Source organism: Mucilaginibacter sp. Mucisp73, assembly GCF_059491465.1.
The window spans coordinates 5,663,953-5,681,238 of the sequence record NZ_CP168507.1 but is presented as its reverse complement, the minus strand read 5'-3'; the positions used below and the strand labels follow the sequence as shown (position 1 = coordinate 5,681,238).

General features: G+C 42.3%; 16 protein-coding genes and 2 tRNA genes. 11 read left to right on the top strand and 7 right to left on the bottom strand.

What is annotated here, in order from left to right:
- Positions 1 to 55: 55 nt before the first annotated feature.
- The 6 genes from ACEN82_RS23400 to ACEN82_RS23375 all read right to left on the bottom strand — a co-directional run bounded on the left by ACEN82_RS23400 (position 56) and on the right by ACEN82_RS23375 (position 4,134).
- A complete protein-coding gene (locus ACEN82_RS23400; protein WP_090531247.1) occupies positions 56 to 670 on the bottom strand; it encodes a TerD family protein in 615 nt (204 codons plus the stop codon).
- A 4-nt stretch (positions 671 to 674) separates the two neighbouring features.
- On the bottom strand, positions 675 to 1,229 hold the full coding sequence (locus ACEN82_RS23395; RefSeq protein ID WP_090531242.1) for a TerD family protein: 555 nt from the start codon (positions 1,227 to 1,229) through the stop codon (positions 675 to 677).
- Positions 1,219 to 2,064 (bottom strand): phosphoribosyltransferase family protein, encoded by an 846-nt coding sequence (locus ACEN82_RS23390; RefSeq protein ID WP_090531238.1) that lies wholly within the window; start codon positions 2,062 to 2,064, stop codon positions 1,219 to 1,221. Before ACEN82_RS23390 ends, ACEN82_RS23395 begins: the two co-directional genes overlap by 11 nt.
- Complete coding sequence (locus tag ACEN82_RS23385; protein ID WP_413321369.1) at positions 2,061 to 2,756, bottom strand: HAD family hydrolase; 696 nt, start codon at positions 2,754 to 2,756, stop codon at positions 2,061 to 2,063. The genes ACEN82_RS23390 and ACEN82_RS23385 overlap by 4 nt, the downstream gene beginning before the upstream one ends.
- Before the next feature lie 132 nt (positions 2,757 to 2,888).
- Entirely contained in the window at positions 2,889 to 3,554 is a 666-nt protein-coding gene (locus ACEN82_RS23380) for a TerD family protein (protein ID WP_090531234.1), read from the bottom strand.
- 4 nt (positions 3,555 to 3,558) lie between these two features.
- Positions 3,559 to 4,134, bottom strand: a complete 576-nt coding sequence (locus ACEN82_RS23375) for a TerD family protein (protein ID WP_090531232.1) — start codon at positions 4,132 to 4,134, stop codon at positions 3,559 to 3,561.
- Positions 4,135 to 4,521: 387 nt separating this feature from the next.
- Here ACEN82_RS23375 and ACEN82_RS23370 point away from each other — a divergent pair, with 387 nt between their 5' ends.
- The 11 genes from ACEN82_RS23370 (at position 4,522) to ACEN82_RS23320 (ending at position 16,115) form a co-directional block, all read left to right on the top strand.
- Positions 4,522 to 5,253, top strand: coding sequence for a hypothetical protein (locus ACEN82_RS23370; RefSeq protein WP_413321370.1), 732 nt, complete (start codon positions 4,522 to 4,524; stop codon positions 5,251 to 5,253).
- A gap of 113 nt (positions 5,254 to 5,366) precedes the next feature.
- A complete protein-coding gene (locus ACEN82_RS23365; protein ID WP_413321371.1) occupies positions 5,367 to 8,108 on the top strand; it encodes a TonB-dependent receptor domain-containing protein in 2,742 nt (913 codons plus the stop codon).
- A gap of 9 nt (positions 8,109 to 8,117) precedes the next feature.
- Positions 8,118 to 9,293 carry a DUF4249 domain-containing protein gene (locus ACEN82_RS23360; protein ID WP_413321372.1) on the top strand — a complete coding sequence of 392 codons (1,176 nt, stop codon included), beginning with the start codon at positions 8,118 to 8,120 and terminating at the stop codon, positions 9,291 to 9,293.
- A 47-nt stretch (positions 9,294 to 9,340) separates the two neighbouring features.
- Positions 9,341 to 11,725: a hypothetical protein gene (locus ACEN82_RS23355; protein ID WP_413321373.1), complete on the top strand. Its 2,385-nt coding sequence runs from the start codon at positions 9,341 to 9,343 to the stop codon at positions 11,723 to 11,725.
- A gap of 187 nt (positions 11,726 to 11,912) precedes the next feature.
- Positions 11,913 to 11,986, top strand: a tRNA-Asp gene (locus ACEN82_RS23350).
- Positions 11,987 to 12,098: 112 nt separating this feature from the next.
- Positions 12,099 to 12,172, top strand: a tRNA-Asp gene (locus ACEN82_RS23345).
- 124 nt (positions 12,173 to 12,296) lie between these two features.
- Positions 12,297 to 13,199, top strand: a complete 903-nt coding sequence (locus ACEN82_RS23340) for a helix-turn-helix domain-containing protein (protein ID WP_090531134.1) — start codon at positions 12,297 to 12,299, stop codon at positions 13,197 to 13,199.
- Between the two features lie 93 nt (positions 13,200 to 13,292).
- Positions 13,293 to 14,126 carry an oxidoreductase gene (locus ACEN82_RS23335; protein ID WP_090531131.1) on the top strand — a complete coding sequence of 278 codons (834 nt, stop codon included), beginning with the start codon at positions 13,293 to 13,295 and terminating at the stop codon, positions 14,124 to 14,126.
- A gap of 40 nt (positions 14,127 to 14,166) precedes the next feature.
- Complete coding sequence (locus ACEN82_RS23330; RefSeq protein WP_413321374.1) at positions 14,167 to 14,898, top strand: SDR family oxidoreductase; 732 nt, start codon at positions 14,167 to 14,169, stop codon at positions 14,896 to 14,898.
- A gap of 132 nt (positions 14,899 to 15,030) precedes the next feature.
- Positions 15,031 to 15,876, top strand: coding sequence for an oxidoreductase (locus ACEN82_RS23325; protein WP_413321375.1), 846 nt, complete (start codon positions 15,031 to 15,033; stop codon positions 15,874 to 15,876).
- Positions 15,837 to 16,115, top strand: coding sequence for an Atu4866 domain-containing protein (locus tag ACEN82_RS23320; protein WP_112651662.1), 279 nt, complete (start codon positions 15,837 to 15,839; stop codon positions 16,113 to 16,115). Before ACEN82_RS23325 ends, ACEN82_RS23320 begins: the two co-directional genes overlap by 40 nt.
- Before the next feature lie 184 nt (positions 16,116 to 16,299).
- Here ACEN82_RS23320 and ACEN82_RS23315 read toward each other — a convergent pair whose 3' ends face one another.
- A complete protein-coding gene (locus ACEN82_RS23315) occupies positions 16,300 to 17,229 on the bottom strand; it encodes an NAD(P)-dependent oxidoreductase (protein WP_413321376.1) in 930 nt (309 codons plus the stop codon).
- Between the last annotated feature and the right edge of the window lie 57 nt (positions 17,230 to 17,286).

Genomic DNA, 17,286 nt, shown 5'->3' with positions numbered 1-17,286 from the left:
TTAGCTGATCTTAAGCGCCACCCGGCTTAATACTTAAGATCAATGAATTAAACTTTTACAAGTAGGTTGCGGTTACAGTTTTCACTGTTTCTTCCAATTTACGGTCGCGGGTTGGTTCGCCGATGGCATTAAATTTCCACTCGCCGTTCTTTTTGTAAAACACGCCCATCACCATAGATACATGGCCTGCAAAATCCTTGCTGTGCGCAATATCATAAGTAGCGAAGATTTCGTTAACGCGGGTTGGCGTACCTTCATAAATACGGATAGAGGCAAACGGTATAGTGCCAAAGTCCTGACCACGGAAGCTGTTTAACACAAAGGCTACATAGCTTATGGTTGGGCTCAGCGTAGCAAAATCAACGGTGATCACTTCATTGTCCAGGCCGTCGTTGCCGGCCATATCGCCGGTTAGGTCATCACCGCTGTGCCTTACAGCGTGGTCTTTTGAACGCAGGTTTCCGAAGTAGATTACATCAACCAAACGTTTGCTTTCATCATATAAAATGCAGCTGGCATCAAGGTCAACGGCCTCTTTGGTAGTGCCAAAGCCAAACAGGCCTTTTCTTTCTATCGCGCCCCAGTTTATCCCAACGCATACATTTTGTAATTTGCTGCCGTTACTTTTTTCAAGGCTAATCCGCTGTCCTTTTTGAAGATTGATAGCCATAATTTTAGTTGTATTTGTTTAAATAATCCTGTAAGCCGCCTTTCATACCGGCACCCACAGCTTCAAATTTCCAGTTGTTATCTTTTTTGTAGATACGGCCAAATTCAACCGCGGTTTCTATCGAAAAGTCTTCTTCCAGTTCGTATTTCAAAATATCGACGTTAGTAGCCGAGTCAAAAATGCGGACAAAAGAGTTGCGTACCTGACCAAAGTTTTGGCGGCGGCTTTCGGCCTCATGAATGGTTACCACAATGCAGATCTCAGTAGCACGTGGATCGATCTTCGAAAGATCGACAATGATCTGCTCATCGTCACCATCGCCGGCACCGGTCAGGTTATCGCCGGTATGCTCTACAGCGCCATCCGGAGATTTTGAGTTATTATAGAAAACGAAAAATTCGTCGGCCAGTATTTTCTTATTATCGCCCATGATGAACACCGAAGCGTCCAGGTCAAAGGCCGAGCCTGTTGATGAGCTGTTTGTATCCCAACCAAGGCCTATAGTAAATTTGGGGGCACCAATGGTTTCCCTTTGGCCTTTTTGCAAGTTAATTGCCATGCTGAATTAGTTTATTATTGTTTATTAATAGGTTTTGTTTAATAAAGTTTAAGTTAGGAGTATAGGCTTCAATGGTATGATAGCCATTACCCAAAGCCATATCATACAGCAAGTTTATGAAATTGCTGCCTTGATCTTGTATAAAGATGCAAAAACTTTCGTGATCGTAATTTAAAATATATTTTACTATGCGGGTGTTGATGCAAAAATTAGTGCCCTTAATGATATCATTTAAATGGTAAATGTTTTTAACATGATGATAGTTAAGATAATTCTCAATATTGGGGTGGATATTTTTGTTCACCAATTCGGCAAAGTACAGCATGTAAATATCGTTCTGTAAACCGTATTCATTTACCATTTTCATGATCATGCGCTCATGACTGCCGGTGATCTTGATGTCATCTAAAAAAAGCAGGGTTTTGTCTTTAAGAAAATCCTTATCAATATGAAACGAATCGTTACCTATTAAATTAATCCTTTGCTCGGCATCCAGCTCGCCATAATCTTCTTTGTAGGTTATGGTACGGTGAACCTTGGTTTCCTGCACTACAGGGTAACCATGATGGGCCAGCCAGCGGTTAAGCCTGCACACAAAGTGGTTTTTCATTGCAAAAGTAGCCGTAGGAATAAATGAGTATGGGCTTGATATAACTACGATCTGTTTTTCTATTGGCTGTTTAGTTAAGATTTCGCTGATAAAGCCATCGGCCAGATCGGTGCCGAAGTAGCGGGATACCTCGCCATCGCCAAATTTAAAGCGACTGTAATCATCGGCATCGAAACCAAAATGTGTTGCGCTGTTGATATGATGTAATGAGTAGGTAGCTTTCATAAACTTAATAAGGTTAAAATGGATAAGTTGTTTGAATTGATGAGCAGGCTATCAAGGCCTGCATCTTTAGCCCCCGCTATATCTGCCGCCGGGTTATCGCCTATATGTATGATACCTGACCGGTCTATCTGCTTTGGTTTATTACACTCTTTAACTTTTTGCACCATCAGCTTAAATAAATCCCCGTTTGGTTTCGACATCCCCTCCTCGTCCGAATAGATCTGAAAGTTAAAGAACGTATCCAGCCCCAATTTAACCATTACCTTGCGGAGCGTTTGTCCTTTTATAAAGCCGGTATTACTTAAAATACTCAATGAGCAATCACCTTTTTGTTTTAGATGCTGTAGCACCTCAATTGTTACAGGTGAGTAAAGCACCGGCAGATAGTAAAACAGCAGGGTTTCCATGTCGGCATACAGCTTATCTATATTAACATCGGCAAGCGGATACTGGTTATCATTAATTGCGCTGATCACCATCAGGTACATTTCATCCGCGTCAATGTTTTTACCAGTACGTTCGTTCACGGCATTGCACATGAGGTCAACCTGCCTGAAAGCCCTTGCCACATCGTCGATGCTTTTACCGCCGGGATTAAAATCCCGGTGAAAGATCTTGGTACGTTCTATCTTAAAGTACGGATTTGATTTGATGAGCGTAAGCCACAGATCAAATGAATAGTGCTGGTACATTTATGTTTAGGTAGAATTAAACTTAACCAAAATGTCATTGCGAGCGTAGCGTGGCAATCGCTTGCTATACAGAGCGGCTATGCTTACGTGCGATTGCTTCGTCGTTCCTCCTCGCAATGACATGTTTTTATATTAATAGTTCCGAAGCAATTCCGAAAGACTATCAGTACTATGCGGATCACCTATGGCACGGAATTTCCAGGTGCCGTCTTTGCGGTATACTTCCGCAAATGTCATCGAACACATACCGTTATAGGTTGAATCGCCGGAGAGACTGAACTTAGCAATCTCTTTACCATGGCTGTCAACCGCGCGGATGAAAGCATTCTCCACCATGCCAAAGTGTTGATTGTTTTTACGGCCCTGATAAATGGCTACCAGGAAAAGGATGCGGTCATATTTCGGATCGAGCGAATCAAGCTTTACGATGATCTGCTCGTCATCGCCCTCACCGGCCCCGGTGCGGTTATCGCCGGTAAGCCAGATGTGTCCCGAAGGATGGCGCATCGAGTTAAAGTAAATCACATCTCCCTCGAACATATTGATGGTACGCCCATTAGCGGTTTGTTTGGCATAGCCGCGATTCGCTACTTTACCGTTCTTGTCCAGCAAAAATGCAATCGCATCCAAATCATATTCTGCCTCTTCGGCACCGCCAAACAGCTTGCCTAAAAAGCCGCCATGGGTTTTCCTAACGTCCCAGCCCAAACCTATAGTTACTGACGACAGGTCGAAGCTTTCGCCTTTATCATTTTTACGCAGGTCAATTGTTTGACCTTTTACCAAATTTATAGCCATTGCCTTATTTGATTATTTGCCCTTTAAAATATTTACTTAAAAAGAAGGCCAGGTCTTCTTTGTAACCCACACCAGATGCTTCAAATTTCCATGCGCCACCGCGTTTGTATAATCTGCCAAACTCAATGGCTGTTTCGATAGAAAAATCCTCGCCCAATTCATACTTGCATACTTCGGCACCCGTTTGGTTATCTAAGATACGAATGTATGAGTCACGCACCTGGCCAAAATTTTGACGACGGGCTTGTGCTTCGTGAATAGTTACCACAAACAGGATCTCCTGGATGCGGGCATCTACTTTAGTGAGGTCAACAGTGATCGATTCATCATCGCCGCCGTCGCTGTTGCCGCCTGTTGGGTCATCGCCGGTATGATGTACAGATTGCTCGGGCGAGTCGACATTATTATAGAATACAAAAAATTCATCCTGGGGTACCAGTCGGTTAGCATCGATCATGATAGCCGATACGTCAAGGTCGAAGTCATAACCTGTGCCTTCGTTTGGGTTCCAGCCCAAGCCAACTGTCATTTTTGAAAGGCCGATATCAATTTTCTGCCCTTTTTGTAAGTTAATAGCCATTTTAGTATGTGTTATTTTTAGGTAAAACCTGTGTAGCCTATTGGGTTTGCGCGGCGCTGCAGGTATTGAGCCGGAGACAAACCGGCAATTAAACGCTTAATCTAAGGTAGATGTTTTATTGAGGTGATATTGTAAAATTGTCTACACAAAAATAAGACGATGACAGGGAGCGGTTGTTACAGAAGAGGGGAGATAATTTAGTTGCGTAATACGCAATTATTTAACAATGGTTGTTGCATCTGTTTTAGCTCATTCGTAATAGTACGTTGTAGTCGCCCAGTCGCTTTTTTATGTAACACGATTAATACACTTGCTTTAGCATATTAAGGGAAAGTGGTTTGGTAATTAAGTGAAAGTCATGTAAATTCCGTTTTTATAAAAACCTAAATGGTAAAAAAATCACTCCTGGCCTTAGTTATCACCTGGGGCATAATGGCAAACGGTCATGTTTCTGCACAAACGGGTCCCGATAGCACGGGTTTAGGCCTCGTAATTGCTAATTATCACACTGCTATAGGGCAACAATCACACTTATATAACGGGCCCGAATATGAGTTTTATGATCCCATAATAAAAGGTAACGCATATGTTTTTGACAATAAGTCATTTACGGCTGGAGATGTAAAATACGGGGCAGCGGTTTATCGCGATGTCCCGATGTTATATGACCTGAATAAAGATTTGGTGGTTATACTGCTTTATAATCACTTTACAAAAATTTCATTACTAAGCGAGCGTGTGCCGGAGTTCTGGCTGCTTAACCATCATTTTATACGCATTACTACCGATTCAACAGGCCAGGCCCGCCTTGTTACCGGTTTTTATGATCAATTATACCAGGGAAAAAAGATCGGGATCATTGTAAAAAGGGCCAAGAGCATCCAAATCAGCACGGGAAACAACACCATCGAATCTTTTTTTAGCGAAACCAAAGATTATTATGTTAAAAAAGGGGATAACTATTTCAGCTTTAGCGGAAAGAGCGGACTGTTAGATATTTTTAAGGATAAAAAGAAGGAGTTGCGGCAATATATAAAAGCCAATCATATCGACTTTCGCGAAAATCAGGAACAGGCTATAGTGGATGTAACTACTTATTATGATCATTTAACTAATTAATGCGGCGTGCCTTATTATTTAATAACAGGGCAAAAAATAATATAGCATTAATGTATACGGCAGGAAAATAAAATAACCGGATGAAAAAAATTTACTTTCTAAGTTTCTGTTTTTTGATTTTAATTAAACTGTGCCAGGCCCAGCAGGGTCCGGTAAAATCAATCAGCGTAAACTTTCAACAAGCTACGATTGAGCAGTTTGTAACAGAGCTGGAAGCAAAATCAGGCTTTCATTTTTTTTACGACGCCATGCAGTTTGACAGTTTGAAAGTAACTCTGCAGGCAACCAATAAACCTATTGAAACCATATTGAGCCAGGCTTTTAAAAACACCGGTTTTAGTTTCGCCATAACCAAACACCAGCAGGTGTTTTTAACTAAAGGGCGCGAAATACAAACCGGACTGGCGGTAGGTTATTTTGGCATTACAACTGCCAATGCAACTGCAGCAAATATAAGTGTATCCCCCGCTAATGCTGATCTTGATAAAGATAAAAAGATCCCCGAAGCAACAACCGAAAATAAGCTATACGAAATAGGGATCAAAACCAACACTATTGAGGCGGGTACGGCAACGCTTTCGGGGTATGTAAAGGAAGCCAAATCAGGCGAATCTGTAACAGGTGCCAGCATTTATGTAACCAATACCAAAACGGGTGTGGCTACCGACCAGTTTGGCTATTTCACTATCAAATTACCCAAAGGCAGGCAGGTTTTAAGCGTTAGGGGTGTTGGCATGCGCGATACCCGCAGGCAGATCATCCTTTATTCGGACGGTAAGATCATTATTGAAATGCAGGAGCAGGTAACCAGCCTTAAAGAGGTAAAGATCTCTGCCGAGAAAGTGGCTAATGTGCGTAATGTTCAACTGGGGGTGAACAGGCTTGATATTAAAAGCATTAAACAGGTACCTACGGTATTTGGCGAAGCCGATATATTAAGGGTAGTGCTTACCCTGCCCGGCGTTCAATCAGTAGGCGAGGCTACCACGGGTTTTAATGTACGCGGGGGCTCGGCCGATCAGAACCTGATCCTGATGAATGACGCCACCATTTATAACCCCTCGCATTTTTTCGGCTTCTTTTCATCATTTAACCCCGACATAGTTAAAGATATCGAACTATATAAAAGCAGTATCCCCGAAAGGTTCGGCGGGCGTTTATCATCGGTGTTGGATGTTACCAATCGTGAGGGTAATAAAAAGAAATTTACCGGTTCGGCAGGCATTGGTTTAATTACCAGCAGGCTTAATGTTGAAGGGCCTATCATCAAGGATAAAACCTCGTTTTCATTCGGAGGCCGTACCACGTACTCCGACTGGCTCCTTAAACTCCTGCCCGATGCCTACAAGCACAGTTCGGCTTCATTTTATGATCTTAACCTGGATATAAGCCACCAGATTGATGATAAAAACAACCTGTATCTAACCAGCTATATAAGCAGAGATAAATTCAGGCTTAATAGCGATACTGCTTATAGTTACAGCAACAGGAATATCAACCTAAAATGGAAGCATAATTTTAATAACAAACTATTCAGTGTTATTACGGCCGGGATAGACAAGTACCAATATGATGTTTCAAGCGCCGATAACCCGGTAAATGCTTATAAGCTGAATTTTGATATTAACCAAAGTAATTTTAAAACGGATTTTACCTATTACCTTAACCGCAAAAATACTGTCGATTTTGGGTTAAGTTCCATTTATTATAAGCTCCATCCGGGCAGCTTTCAGCCTCTTGGCGCCCAATCATTGGTAGCTCCTGATGTTATCTCCACCCAACAGGCGCTGGAAAGCGCCTTATACCTGGGCGATAAGTTTGACGTGACCGACGATCTGTCGATAAGCGGTGGTGTAAGGTATTCGATCTATAATTTCCTGGGGCCGCAAACAGTGTATAACTATGCGCCTAACCTACCCAAAACAAGCGCCAACCTGTTGGATAGTACCTATTACGCAAGTGGTAAGTTTATTAAAACTTATTCGGGGCCCGAAATCAGGCTTTCGGCCAGGTACCAGTTGGGCGATAACCTATCGATCAAGGGCGGCTATAACACACTCAGGCAGTATATTCACCTGTTATCAAACACAACTGCCATATCCCCCACTGATGTTTGGCAACTGAGTGATCCCAATATCAAACCTCAATATGGCGACCAGGTATCACTTGGTCTTTATCATAATTTAAAATCAAATACTATTGAAACGTCGGTCGAGGTTTATTATAAACGATTAAGGGATTATCTCGACTATAAGAGCGGTGCTAACCTCGTATTAAACCATCATATTGAAACGGATGTGGTAGGTACAAAAGGCAAAGCATATGGAATTGAGTTTTTAGTAAAAAAAGCCACCGGGAAAGCCAATGGGTGGATCAGCTATACTTATTCGCGCACGTTTTTAAGACAAAATGATCCTAATGCCGGCGATTTGATTAATGGGGGGGCTTATTATCCTGCAAATTTTGATAAGCCACATGCTTTTAATTTTATTGGTAACTACAGGTTTTCACATAGGTTCAGTGTTTCTTTAAATCTTACTTACAGCACGGGCAGGCCTATTACCCTGCCTATTGCCAAGTATGAGTATGGTGGTTCCGAGCGGGTATTTTATTCGGACAGGAACCAATACCGCATTCCGGATTATTTCAGGTCGGATTTTTCAATGAACATAGAGGGCAACCATAAAGTGCACCAATTAACCCATAACTCATTTACAATAGGGGTGTATAACTTAACCGGCAGGCAAAACGCGTATTCGACATTCTTTACAGAGCAGGGAGGGGTCATTAACGGGTATAAGCTGTCCATATTTGCCAAGCCTATTCCATTTATTAATTACAATATCAGGTTTTAATTGAAAGCGATGAAAGGAAAACGATATATATTAATTTTATTATTGCTGGGGGGCATATACAATGCCTGTAAAAAGCCTTATAACCCTAAAATTGTTGACTCTCCCAATCATTACCTGGTTGTTGAAGGGGTAATAAACAATGGCAGCGATTCAACCATAATAAAATTAAGCAGAACGGTTAACATCTCAGGCAATGTAAGCACAAGCGGAGTTGATAATTGCGCGGTATCTGTTGAAGCCGAAGGGGGAGCAGCATATTCACTTACGCCCCGGGGAAATGGGACTTATGTTATACCGGCGCTTAACCTGGATGTGTCAAAAAAGTACCGTGTGCATATTATCACTAACGATAATAAAGAGTATGCGTCTGACTATGTTGAGGTAAAAAAGACACAGCCAATTGATAGCATAGGGTTTAATATTAAAAATGGCAACATGCAGGTTTATGCAAATACGCACGATGCTTCCAATAGCTCCCGATATTATAGGTGGAGTTATGAAGAAACGTGGCGCTTTCATGCTAAATATCAATCGGCCTATATGGTTGATCCTGTGGCTAAAGCAGTTGTTTTTCGGCCACCCAGTGAGTATAATTATTACTGCTTTGCGGGGGCCAAATCCAGTACCATAGTTATAGGATCATCAGCTAAGCTGTCACAAGATGTAATATACCAGCAACCGGTAACAACCATAGCCTCAACATCTGAAAAAATTGAAATGCGTTATTCTATTTTGCTGAAGCAGTACGCTTTAACAAAAGAGGCTTATCAGTTTTGGGAAAATATGAAGAAAAACACGGAGCAATTAGGAAGTATATTTGATGCGCAGCCATCGCAGTTAACCGGGAATATCCACAATCTTAAAGATCCGGCTGAGCCTGTTATTGGCTATATAAGTGTAACCAACATTCAATCGAAAAGGGTATTTATTGACAATGCCGATCTCCCTCGCGATTGGGCGCCTACATATCCATATGATTGCGGTCCCCTTGATACTGCACTCTTTTTTAATCCCAAAACCAAACAAAATGATGTACTGGGCATCATAATTAATGGTAATGCAATACCTGTGCTTGATATAACCGAGAAAATGAACGTAATAGGTTATACTTATTCATCAATTGAATGTACCGATTGCAGGATCAGGGGACGAGTACAAACTCCTTCATTTTGGAAAGAGAGATAAAAAAGTTTATGAATGATGCCATGAAAATAAATCAATAAGGTTTGGCTATGAAAGAAATTAAAAAACTTGCTATCGTTCCGATGATTTCCGGTATGTTACTGTTGTCATTGAACGGGAAGGCACAAACTATAAGCCAAATCTCCGACAGCTTTACCAAATACAGCCAGGCTACCGTACAGGAAAAGATTTTTGTACATACTGACAAAAGCGCCTATATGACCGGCGAAATTTTATGGTTTAAAGCGTATAACGTTGACGCTACTTATCATAAGCCGCTTGGTATTAGCAAAGTTGTATATGTTGATGTATTGGACAATAAGCAAAATGCCATAATCCAAACTAAAATAGAAATGAAAAACGGCCTCGGGAGTGGCTCTGTTTATATACCGATATCAGCAAGCAATGGTAATTATAAGCTAAGGGCCTATACCAACTGGATGAAAAATTTTACTCCCGATTATTATTTCGAAAAGAATATTACCATTATTAATCCTCTAAAATCTCCCGAAGCCATAACTAAAGCACAGTCACCGGGCTACGATATTCAGTTTTTCCCGGAAGGAGGGAACCTTGTTGCGGGTATTAGCAGTAAAGTTGCTTTTAAGGTTACAGCATCAGACGGTACAGGCTTAAGTGAATGCAGAGGTTTTATTGTTGATCAGAAGCACGATACGGTAGCGCGCTTCCGGCCATTGAAGTTTGGTATTGGCAGCTTTTTATTCACCCCGATAGCCGGGAATGTTTATACGGCTGTTATTAAATCGGGCAATACCCCGGCTGTTACCAAAGAGTTACCTGCCGTTGAAAGTCGGGGTTATGTAATGGCTGTAAAAGATGCAGGTAGCACACGGGTGGAGATCACAGTAAAAGGCGCCGGCGTTGAAGCTGGCGAATTATATCTGTTTGCTCATACAGGCCAATCGGTTAAAGCCGGCATGACAGCACCTTTTAACAACGGCAGTGCCATTTTTACGCTTGATAAAGCTAAATTGGGCGAAGGAGTGTCGCACTTAACAATTTTCAATAGCGCCAGGCAACCCGTGTGCGAAAGGCTTTATTTTAAACGTCCCAAACAAAACCTCATTATCGAGGCCTCTGCTGATCAGCCTTCATATACCCGCCGTAAAAAGGTAAGTGTGGACATCGCTGCCAAAGATTTTTCGGGGCGCGTAAAACCTGCTAACCTGTCAATGTCGGTTTATAAGATTGACTCATTACAAAATATTGATGCCGGCGAAATATTCAGCTATCTGTGGCTCAAGTCAGATTTGCGTGGAAATATTGAATCGCCAGGCTACTACTTCAAAAATACCGATGCTGAAGCCGACACGGCCCTTGATAACCTCATGCTAACACAAGGATGGCGAAGGTTTCAATGGGATAATGTATTTGGTAATAAACAGGCGGCATTTAGTTTTTTGCCAGAGTATGACGGGCACCTGATTACCGGTAAAATAACCAATACGCAAACCGGTGGTATTGCCAAAGATATAGTAGCTTATTTAAGTGTCCCGGGAAAACGGGTACAGCTGTATGCCGCAAAAAGCGATTCTACAGGCAGGTTGATTTTTAATACAAGACAACTTTATGGTCCCGGCGAAATAGTAGTTCAAACCAATTCAGAACGGGATACCACCTATCATATTGATATTTTAAGCCCTTTTTCTGAACAATTCGCAAAATCCCCTATGTTAAAATTTAACCTAACCCGGGGCATGCAAAGCGCCATTGAAGAAAGAAGCCTGGGCACGCAGGTTCAAAATATTTATTTAGGCAATAAGATCAAGCACTTTTATGAGCCGCAGGTTGATAGTTCGGGTTTTTATACAACCCCCTATAAAACCTACCTTTTGGATAACTATACCCGCTTTACTACAATTGAAGAGGTGTTGAGAGAGTATGTAAGAGAAGTTTGGGTTAACAGGTCGCAAAAACGGTATCACATCAAAGTATTGAATGGTAATGGATTTTTAGATGGCGACCCCTTAGTGATGCTTGATGACGTACCTGTTTTTAACATAGATAAGGTTATGGGTATTGACCCGTTGAAAGTTCGTAAGCTGGAAGATGTTCCGTACCGGTATTATTGGGGACCATCTGTTTACGAAGGAATCTTAAGCTTTACAACTTATAAGGGCGATCTTGGCGGTGTTGAAATAGACCCCAAAGCAGTAGTGCTCGATTATGAAGGTCTGCAATTGCAGCGTGAGTTCTATTCTCCGGTATATGACACTGAACAGGGAGCTAAAAACCGGTTGCCCGATTTCAGAAACCTGCTTTATTGGGGGCCGGATATCAATACTTCAGCCGCAGGTAAAAATCAGGTGTCGTTTTATACGTCTGATCAAACAGGGAAATATATAGGAATTGTACAAGGAATTACGGTACAAGGTGACATCGCAAGCCAATATTTTAGCTTTGAAGTGAATTAACCACTATTAAATTTCTACAGGATTTATATTTTGTGATTTCCTGATTTAATGTTGAATATCAGTAATTTACAGCCACCAAAAAAGGCACACCGCGCAAAAAAGTGCTTAATTTTCAAAATAATGAACTTTTTTGAAAAAACAATTTGTGTAGAATAAAATGGTTTGTATATTTGCACACCCAAACGGAGGAGTGGTAGTTCAGCTGGTTAGAATACATGCCTGTCACGCATGGGGTCGCGGGTTCGAGTCCCGTCCATTCCGCTAAAAGCCTTACTGAAAAGTAAGGCTTTTTTGTGTTTTAAGCTTTTTTTATTTTAAGTTCTACAATTTGTGTAGATCAAAAAGGTTTGTATATTTGCAACCCCAAACGGGAGGAGTGGTAGTTCAGCTGGTTAGAATACATGCCTGTCACGCATGGGGTCGCGGGTTCGAGTCCCGTCCATTCCGCTAAAAAACATTTTAAAAATGTTCAAAGCCTTTAAATCATGCGATTTAAAGGCTTTTTATTTACCTCAAAATATTAAATTATCCCTGTTTTGACGTCTCGGTTTGATTTTTGTAACTTTGTTTTATGTCGAAAGCAGAAACACTTCAAGATTTTTATCAAAGAAAGGTTAACTGGCTGCCCGGTAACCTTCAGCAAAGCATCGGTCATTTTAATGTATTCAGGATTGAGGATTGTATTGGCCCTAATGCAAAGCAGGTAACCTACAGTCGCCGTACTTTTTATAAGATCAGCCTGATGCGCGGCGATAATATCATTCATTATGCCGATAAAAGTATCAAGCTTTCGGGTTCAACGCTGATGTTCTTCAGTGCCATGGTACCTTATACATTTGAGCACATGTCTGATGATCGTACAGGTTTCTTCTGCATATTTACTGAGGAGTTTTTTCTGGAGAAGTTCCGTACCGGATTAAGTGAGTTTCCGATGTTTGGGCTTAATGCCAAGCCGGTTTATGCCTTAAATGATGAACAGGACGCTTATGTAACCGCTCTTTTTCAGAAAATGCTGTCTGAGATTAATACCGAGTATGCTTTTAAATATGATCTGCTCCGTAATTATGTTACGGAAGTAATTTATTATGCGCTTAAAACGGAACCATCCGAAAATGTTTATAAGCATGTAGACGCTAAATCGCGCATAACATCAGTATTTACTGAGCTGCTTGAAAGGCAGTTTCCTATTGAAACCCCTTCACAGCGGTTTGTATTGCGATCGGCCAATGATTTTGCACAACGGCTTTCGGTGCATGTAAACCATCTGAACAGGGCAATTCGCGAAACTACCGGCAAAACCACTACCGATCATATTGCCGACAGGCTGCTGAGCGAAGCCAAATCATTATTAAGGCATACAGACTGGAACATTTCTGAAATTGGTTATTGCCTGGGCTTTGAGGAGCCGACACATTTTAATAACTTTTTCAAGAAACAAACCCAACAAACACCAAGCTCGTTCCGAAATGTTTGAATTTTGTAACCTTTGGTTTGATTAATGTAATGTGCCCCCTTTGTTGCTGCTGTAACTTTGTTTTATCTCAAATAAACAAAGCAAACAATTTTTATGGACAACAACAAAGTATGGTTTATTACCGGGGCTTCGAAAGGTTTTGGCCTCAGCTTAGTAAAACAACTACTGGATGCAGGACAGCTTGTTGCCGCTACTTCCAGAAATTTACAGGAATTAACCGCTGCGGTTAATACAACAAGCAATAATTTTTTACCCCTACAAGTCGATCTGGTAAACGATAGCAGTGTATCGCTTGCATTGCAACACACCTATGAAGCTTTTGGCCGTATCGATGTAGTGATCAATAATGCCGGCTATGGCATTGGTGGAGCTATTGAGGAACTTAGTGATGCCGAAACCCGTATGGCATTTGATGTAAACGTATTTGGTATGCTGAACGTGATCCGTGCGGCAATGCCATACCTGCGCAAACAGCGCTCAGGCCATATCATCAATATTTCATCTATCGCAGGTATTACAGCTAATACCGGCTGGGCAATTTATGCAGGGGCCAAATATGCCGTGATCGGTATTTCGGAAGTGCTTGCTGCTGATGTTAAGGAATTGGGCATTAAGGTAACCGTGGTCGCTCCCGGCGCTTTCCGCACCAGTTTTCTTACTGCAGGATCGCTTTCAATTACTGGCAACCAAATTGATGATTATACAGAAGTGCGCGCCATTCATAACAAATACCTCAAAATGGACGGCAAGCAAGCCGGTGACCCGGAAAAGGCTGCAACTGCTATTATCAACACAGTTTATGAAGAGAACCCGCCATTGTACCTTTTATTAGGTGGTGATGCATACAATCGCGCTTTGGCAAAGCTTGATACTTTACACAATGAAATCAGGCAGTGGGAGGATGTAACCTGCTCAACTGATTTCTAAATTTTATTCCGTTTACCCTATATCTACCTATAAACACCAAATGGAAAGTATCAAGGATAAAGTGATTGTAATAACCGGTGCCAGCAGTGGCATCGGCGCATCTGCTGCCCGCAAACTGGCACAACTTGACGCTAAAGTGGTTTTGGCTGCCCGCCGGGAAGATCAGTTGAAAGACCTGGCACAGGAAATTGGCGAGAATGCTATGTATGTAGTAACCGATGTTGCCAGGCGAACTGATCTGGATAACGTCATTCTGCAGACCATAGCCAAATTTGGCCGAGTTGACGTAATGTGGAACAATGCCGGCATCATGCCCATCTCTTTTTTTGAAGAAGGTCATGTTGATGAGTGGGATAAAATGATCGACATTAATATTAAGGGCGTATTGTACGGGATTAATGCTGTGCTGCCCCACATGCTTGAACGCGGCCAGGGGCATATCCTCTCCACGTCATCGGTTGGTGGTTTAAAAACGTCGCCGGGCATTGGCGTTTACAGCGGTACCAAGTTCGCGGTCAAGGCTATTATGGAAACCCTGCGCGAGGAAGTTGCCCAAAACATTAAGGTAACCACCATTTACCCCGGCGCAACTAAATCCGAATTAGGACATGACATTACCAGCCCTAAGATTAAGGGCTTGTACGGCAACCTTGCCAACATGCCAAAACTTGATGAGGAGGCTATAGCCAACGCGGTGATTTACGCTATAAGCCAGCCAGATAATATCTCAGTTAACGAGGTGGTGGTACGGCCGCTCGGACAAACACGATAGAGCAGGTTGAATTCATCATAAATCGGTGGAATCATAGCCTATCGGTGAAATCCCAAAAGACAAAATAGGTGAAAATCATAAACAATCATTGAAATAGTAACAAGTAAAATCAAAATCTATCAAACATAACATATGGAAAACAACAAAGTATGGTTTGTAACTGGTGCCTCAAAAGGACTGGGACTTGCCTTAGTAAAAAAACTATTGAATGAAGGCTATAAAGTAGCCGCTACATCGCGCAATTTAAGCGATTTGACCAAAGCAGTTGACACGCAAAACGAGCAGTTTTTACCCCTCTCCGTTAACTTGACCAGCGAAGACAGTGTGCAGGAAGCCGTTGAACTTACGGTAAAAACCTTCGGAAAAATTGACGTTATTGTCAACAACGCCGGTTACGGATTATTAGGCGGTATTGAAGAATTGACCGACCGCGAGGCCCGTGATAACTTTGAGGTTAACGTATTTGGATCATTGAATGTGATCCGTAAGGCGTTGCCTTATCTGCGTGCTCAAAAATCAGGTCATATTTTAAATGTATCGTCGATAGGTGGTTTCACCGGCGCGTTTGCAGGCGGAGGTATTTATTGCGCCACCAAGTTTGCCGTTAATGGTTTTTCTGAAACCCTATCGGCCGAAGTTGCACCGTTTGGCATAAAGGTTACCATTGTACAGCCGGGTTATTTCAGGACCAACTTCCTGTCGGCCGGTTCATTGGCGGTACCTCAAAACCAGATAGCCGACTATCAAAACGTTCGCGATACAGTAAATTTTCACCAAAACGACATGGACAAGCAACAAGCCGGCGACCCTGAAAAAGCAGCCGAGGCTATGATCAGCATAACTAACGAAGCTAACCCACCGCTAAATTTATTTTTGGGCGAGGATGCTTACGGTCTGGTTGAAAAGAAGCTTGCCTTCGTTCAAAACGAATTAGCAACATGGAAAGATTTAACACTTTCAACAGCAATACAACAATAAATGCTCATCATTATATAGGTGTATGGGTTACCCGCGATGGGTTTATACGTCACGAATTTTTGCCTAACGGGCGCTACACTGAGGCCCGAGGCGACAAACAAAATGCCTACACAGGTTACTACAGTGTATTAGGGAACCACGTTGAATATCTTGACGATACCGGCTTTACTGCCGAAGGCGATTTCAGGGACGGGGTGTTTTACCATGCCGGCATGGTATTGTACAAGGAAACGGCATAACGAATATATTAAATCAGTTATCATTTCTACCAACCCAGCCCGGAAATGTATCTAAACAGAAATCTCCTGCACCATGCCTTATAAAATATGCATGGCGCAGGAGATTTCTCTTTCATGTGACTTACAAGGGGCATTCCTTACACTGTCGTAATTATTAAAGATATGTGTGGTTCCGATAATCTGCCTATCCTTTCAAATCGGCCAGCTTTTCGGCCATTACCTCGCTGATCTTCCGGTATGAATCAAATGTCCAGCCGGCAACGTGAGGGCTTAACAGCACTTTGCCGCTTCGTTTTAATTCCTCAAACCATTGTTGTTCGGCAAGGGCCGGGAATTTTTCAACCTCCAATACATCCAACCCTGCCCCTAAAATTTTGCCTTCGCGTATGGCGTTTAGCACGGCACTTACTTTAGCAGTTTTGCCGCGTGAGGTGTTTAAGAAAAAGATAGGCTTTTTAAAATGGAACAGGTATTCATCATCCACCAGTCCGTTGGTTTCTGGAGTTAAAGGGATATGTAAGCTCAGTACATCGCTGTGCTTTACAATTTCTTCCATGCTTACCTCGCGCGCATATTTATCACTGAAGCCGGTTTTGTATTTATCGTAAGCAATAACATTTACCTGGAAGCCTGAAAGTTTCCTGGCAAAGCTGCTGCCCATATGGCCGTAGCCGATAATACCTACTGTTTTACCTTTTAGTTCGTAACCCCGGTTAGCCTCGCGCTGCCACTTCCCCCCGCGAATTTCGGCGTCGCCGCGGTTTAGGTTGTTCATTAATGACAGCAGTAAACCTATGGCATGTTCGCCTACGGCATCTGAGTTGCCTTCGGGCGCGTTGATGAGTTTTATGCCTTTTTGAGTAGCATAATCTTCATCAATATTATCCATACCAGCGCCGGCGCGGGCTATGAATTGTAGGTTGGTAGCTGCATCAAGCACGGCTTTATCCACCCTGAATTTTGAGCGGATCACCAACCCTGCATAGTCGCCTATGATTTGCATGGCTTCGTCAACCTTAATCAGCGGACGGTAATCGCAGGTGTAACCCTTGGCCTCGGCCATCTCCATGAAAATGGCATGCACATCATCAACAATAAGAATATTATTTTTCAACGTTGTATCGATTTTTATAAGAGGCCAAATTTACAAAATGCCGGGGTATTAGCCGGC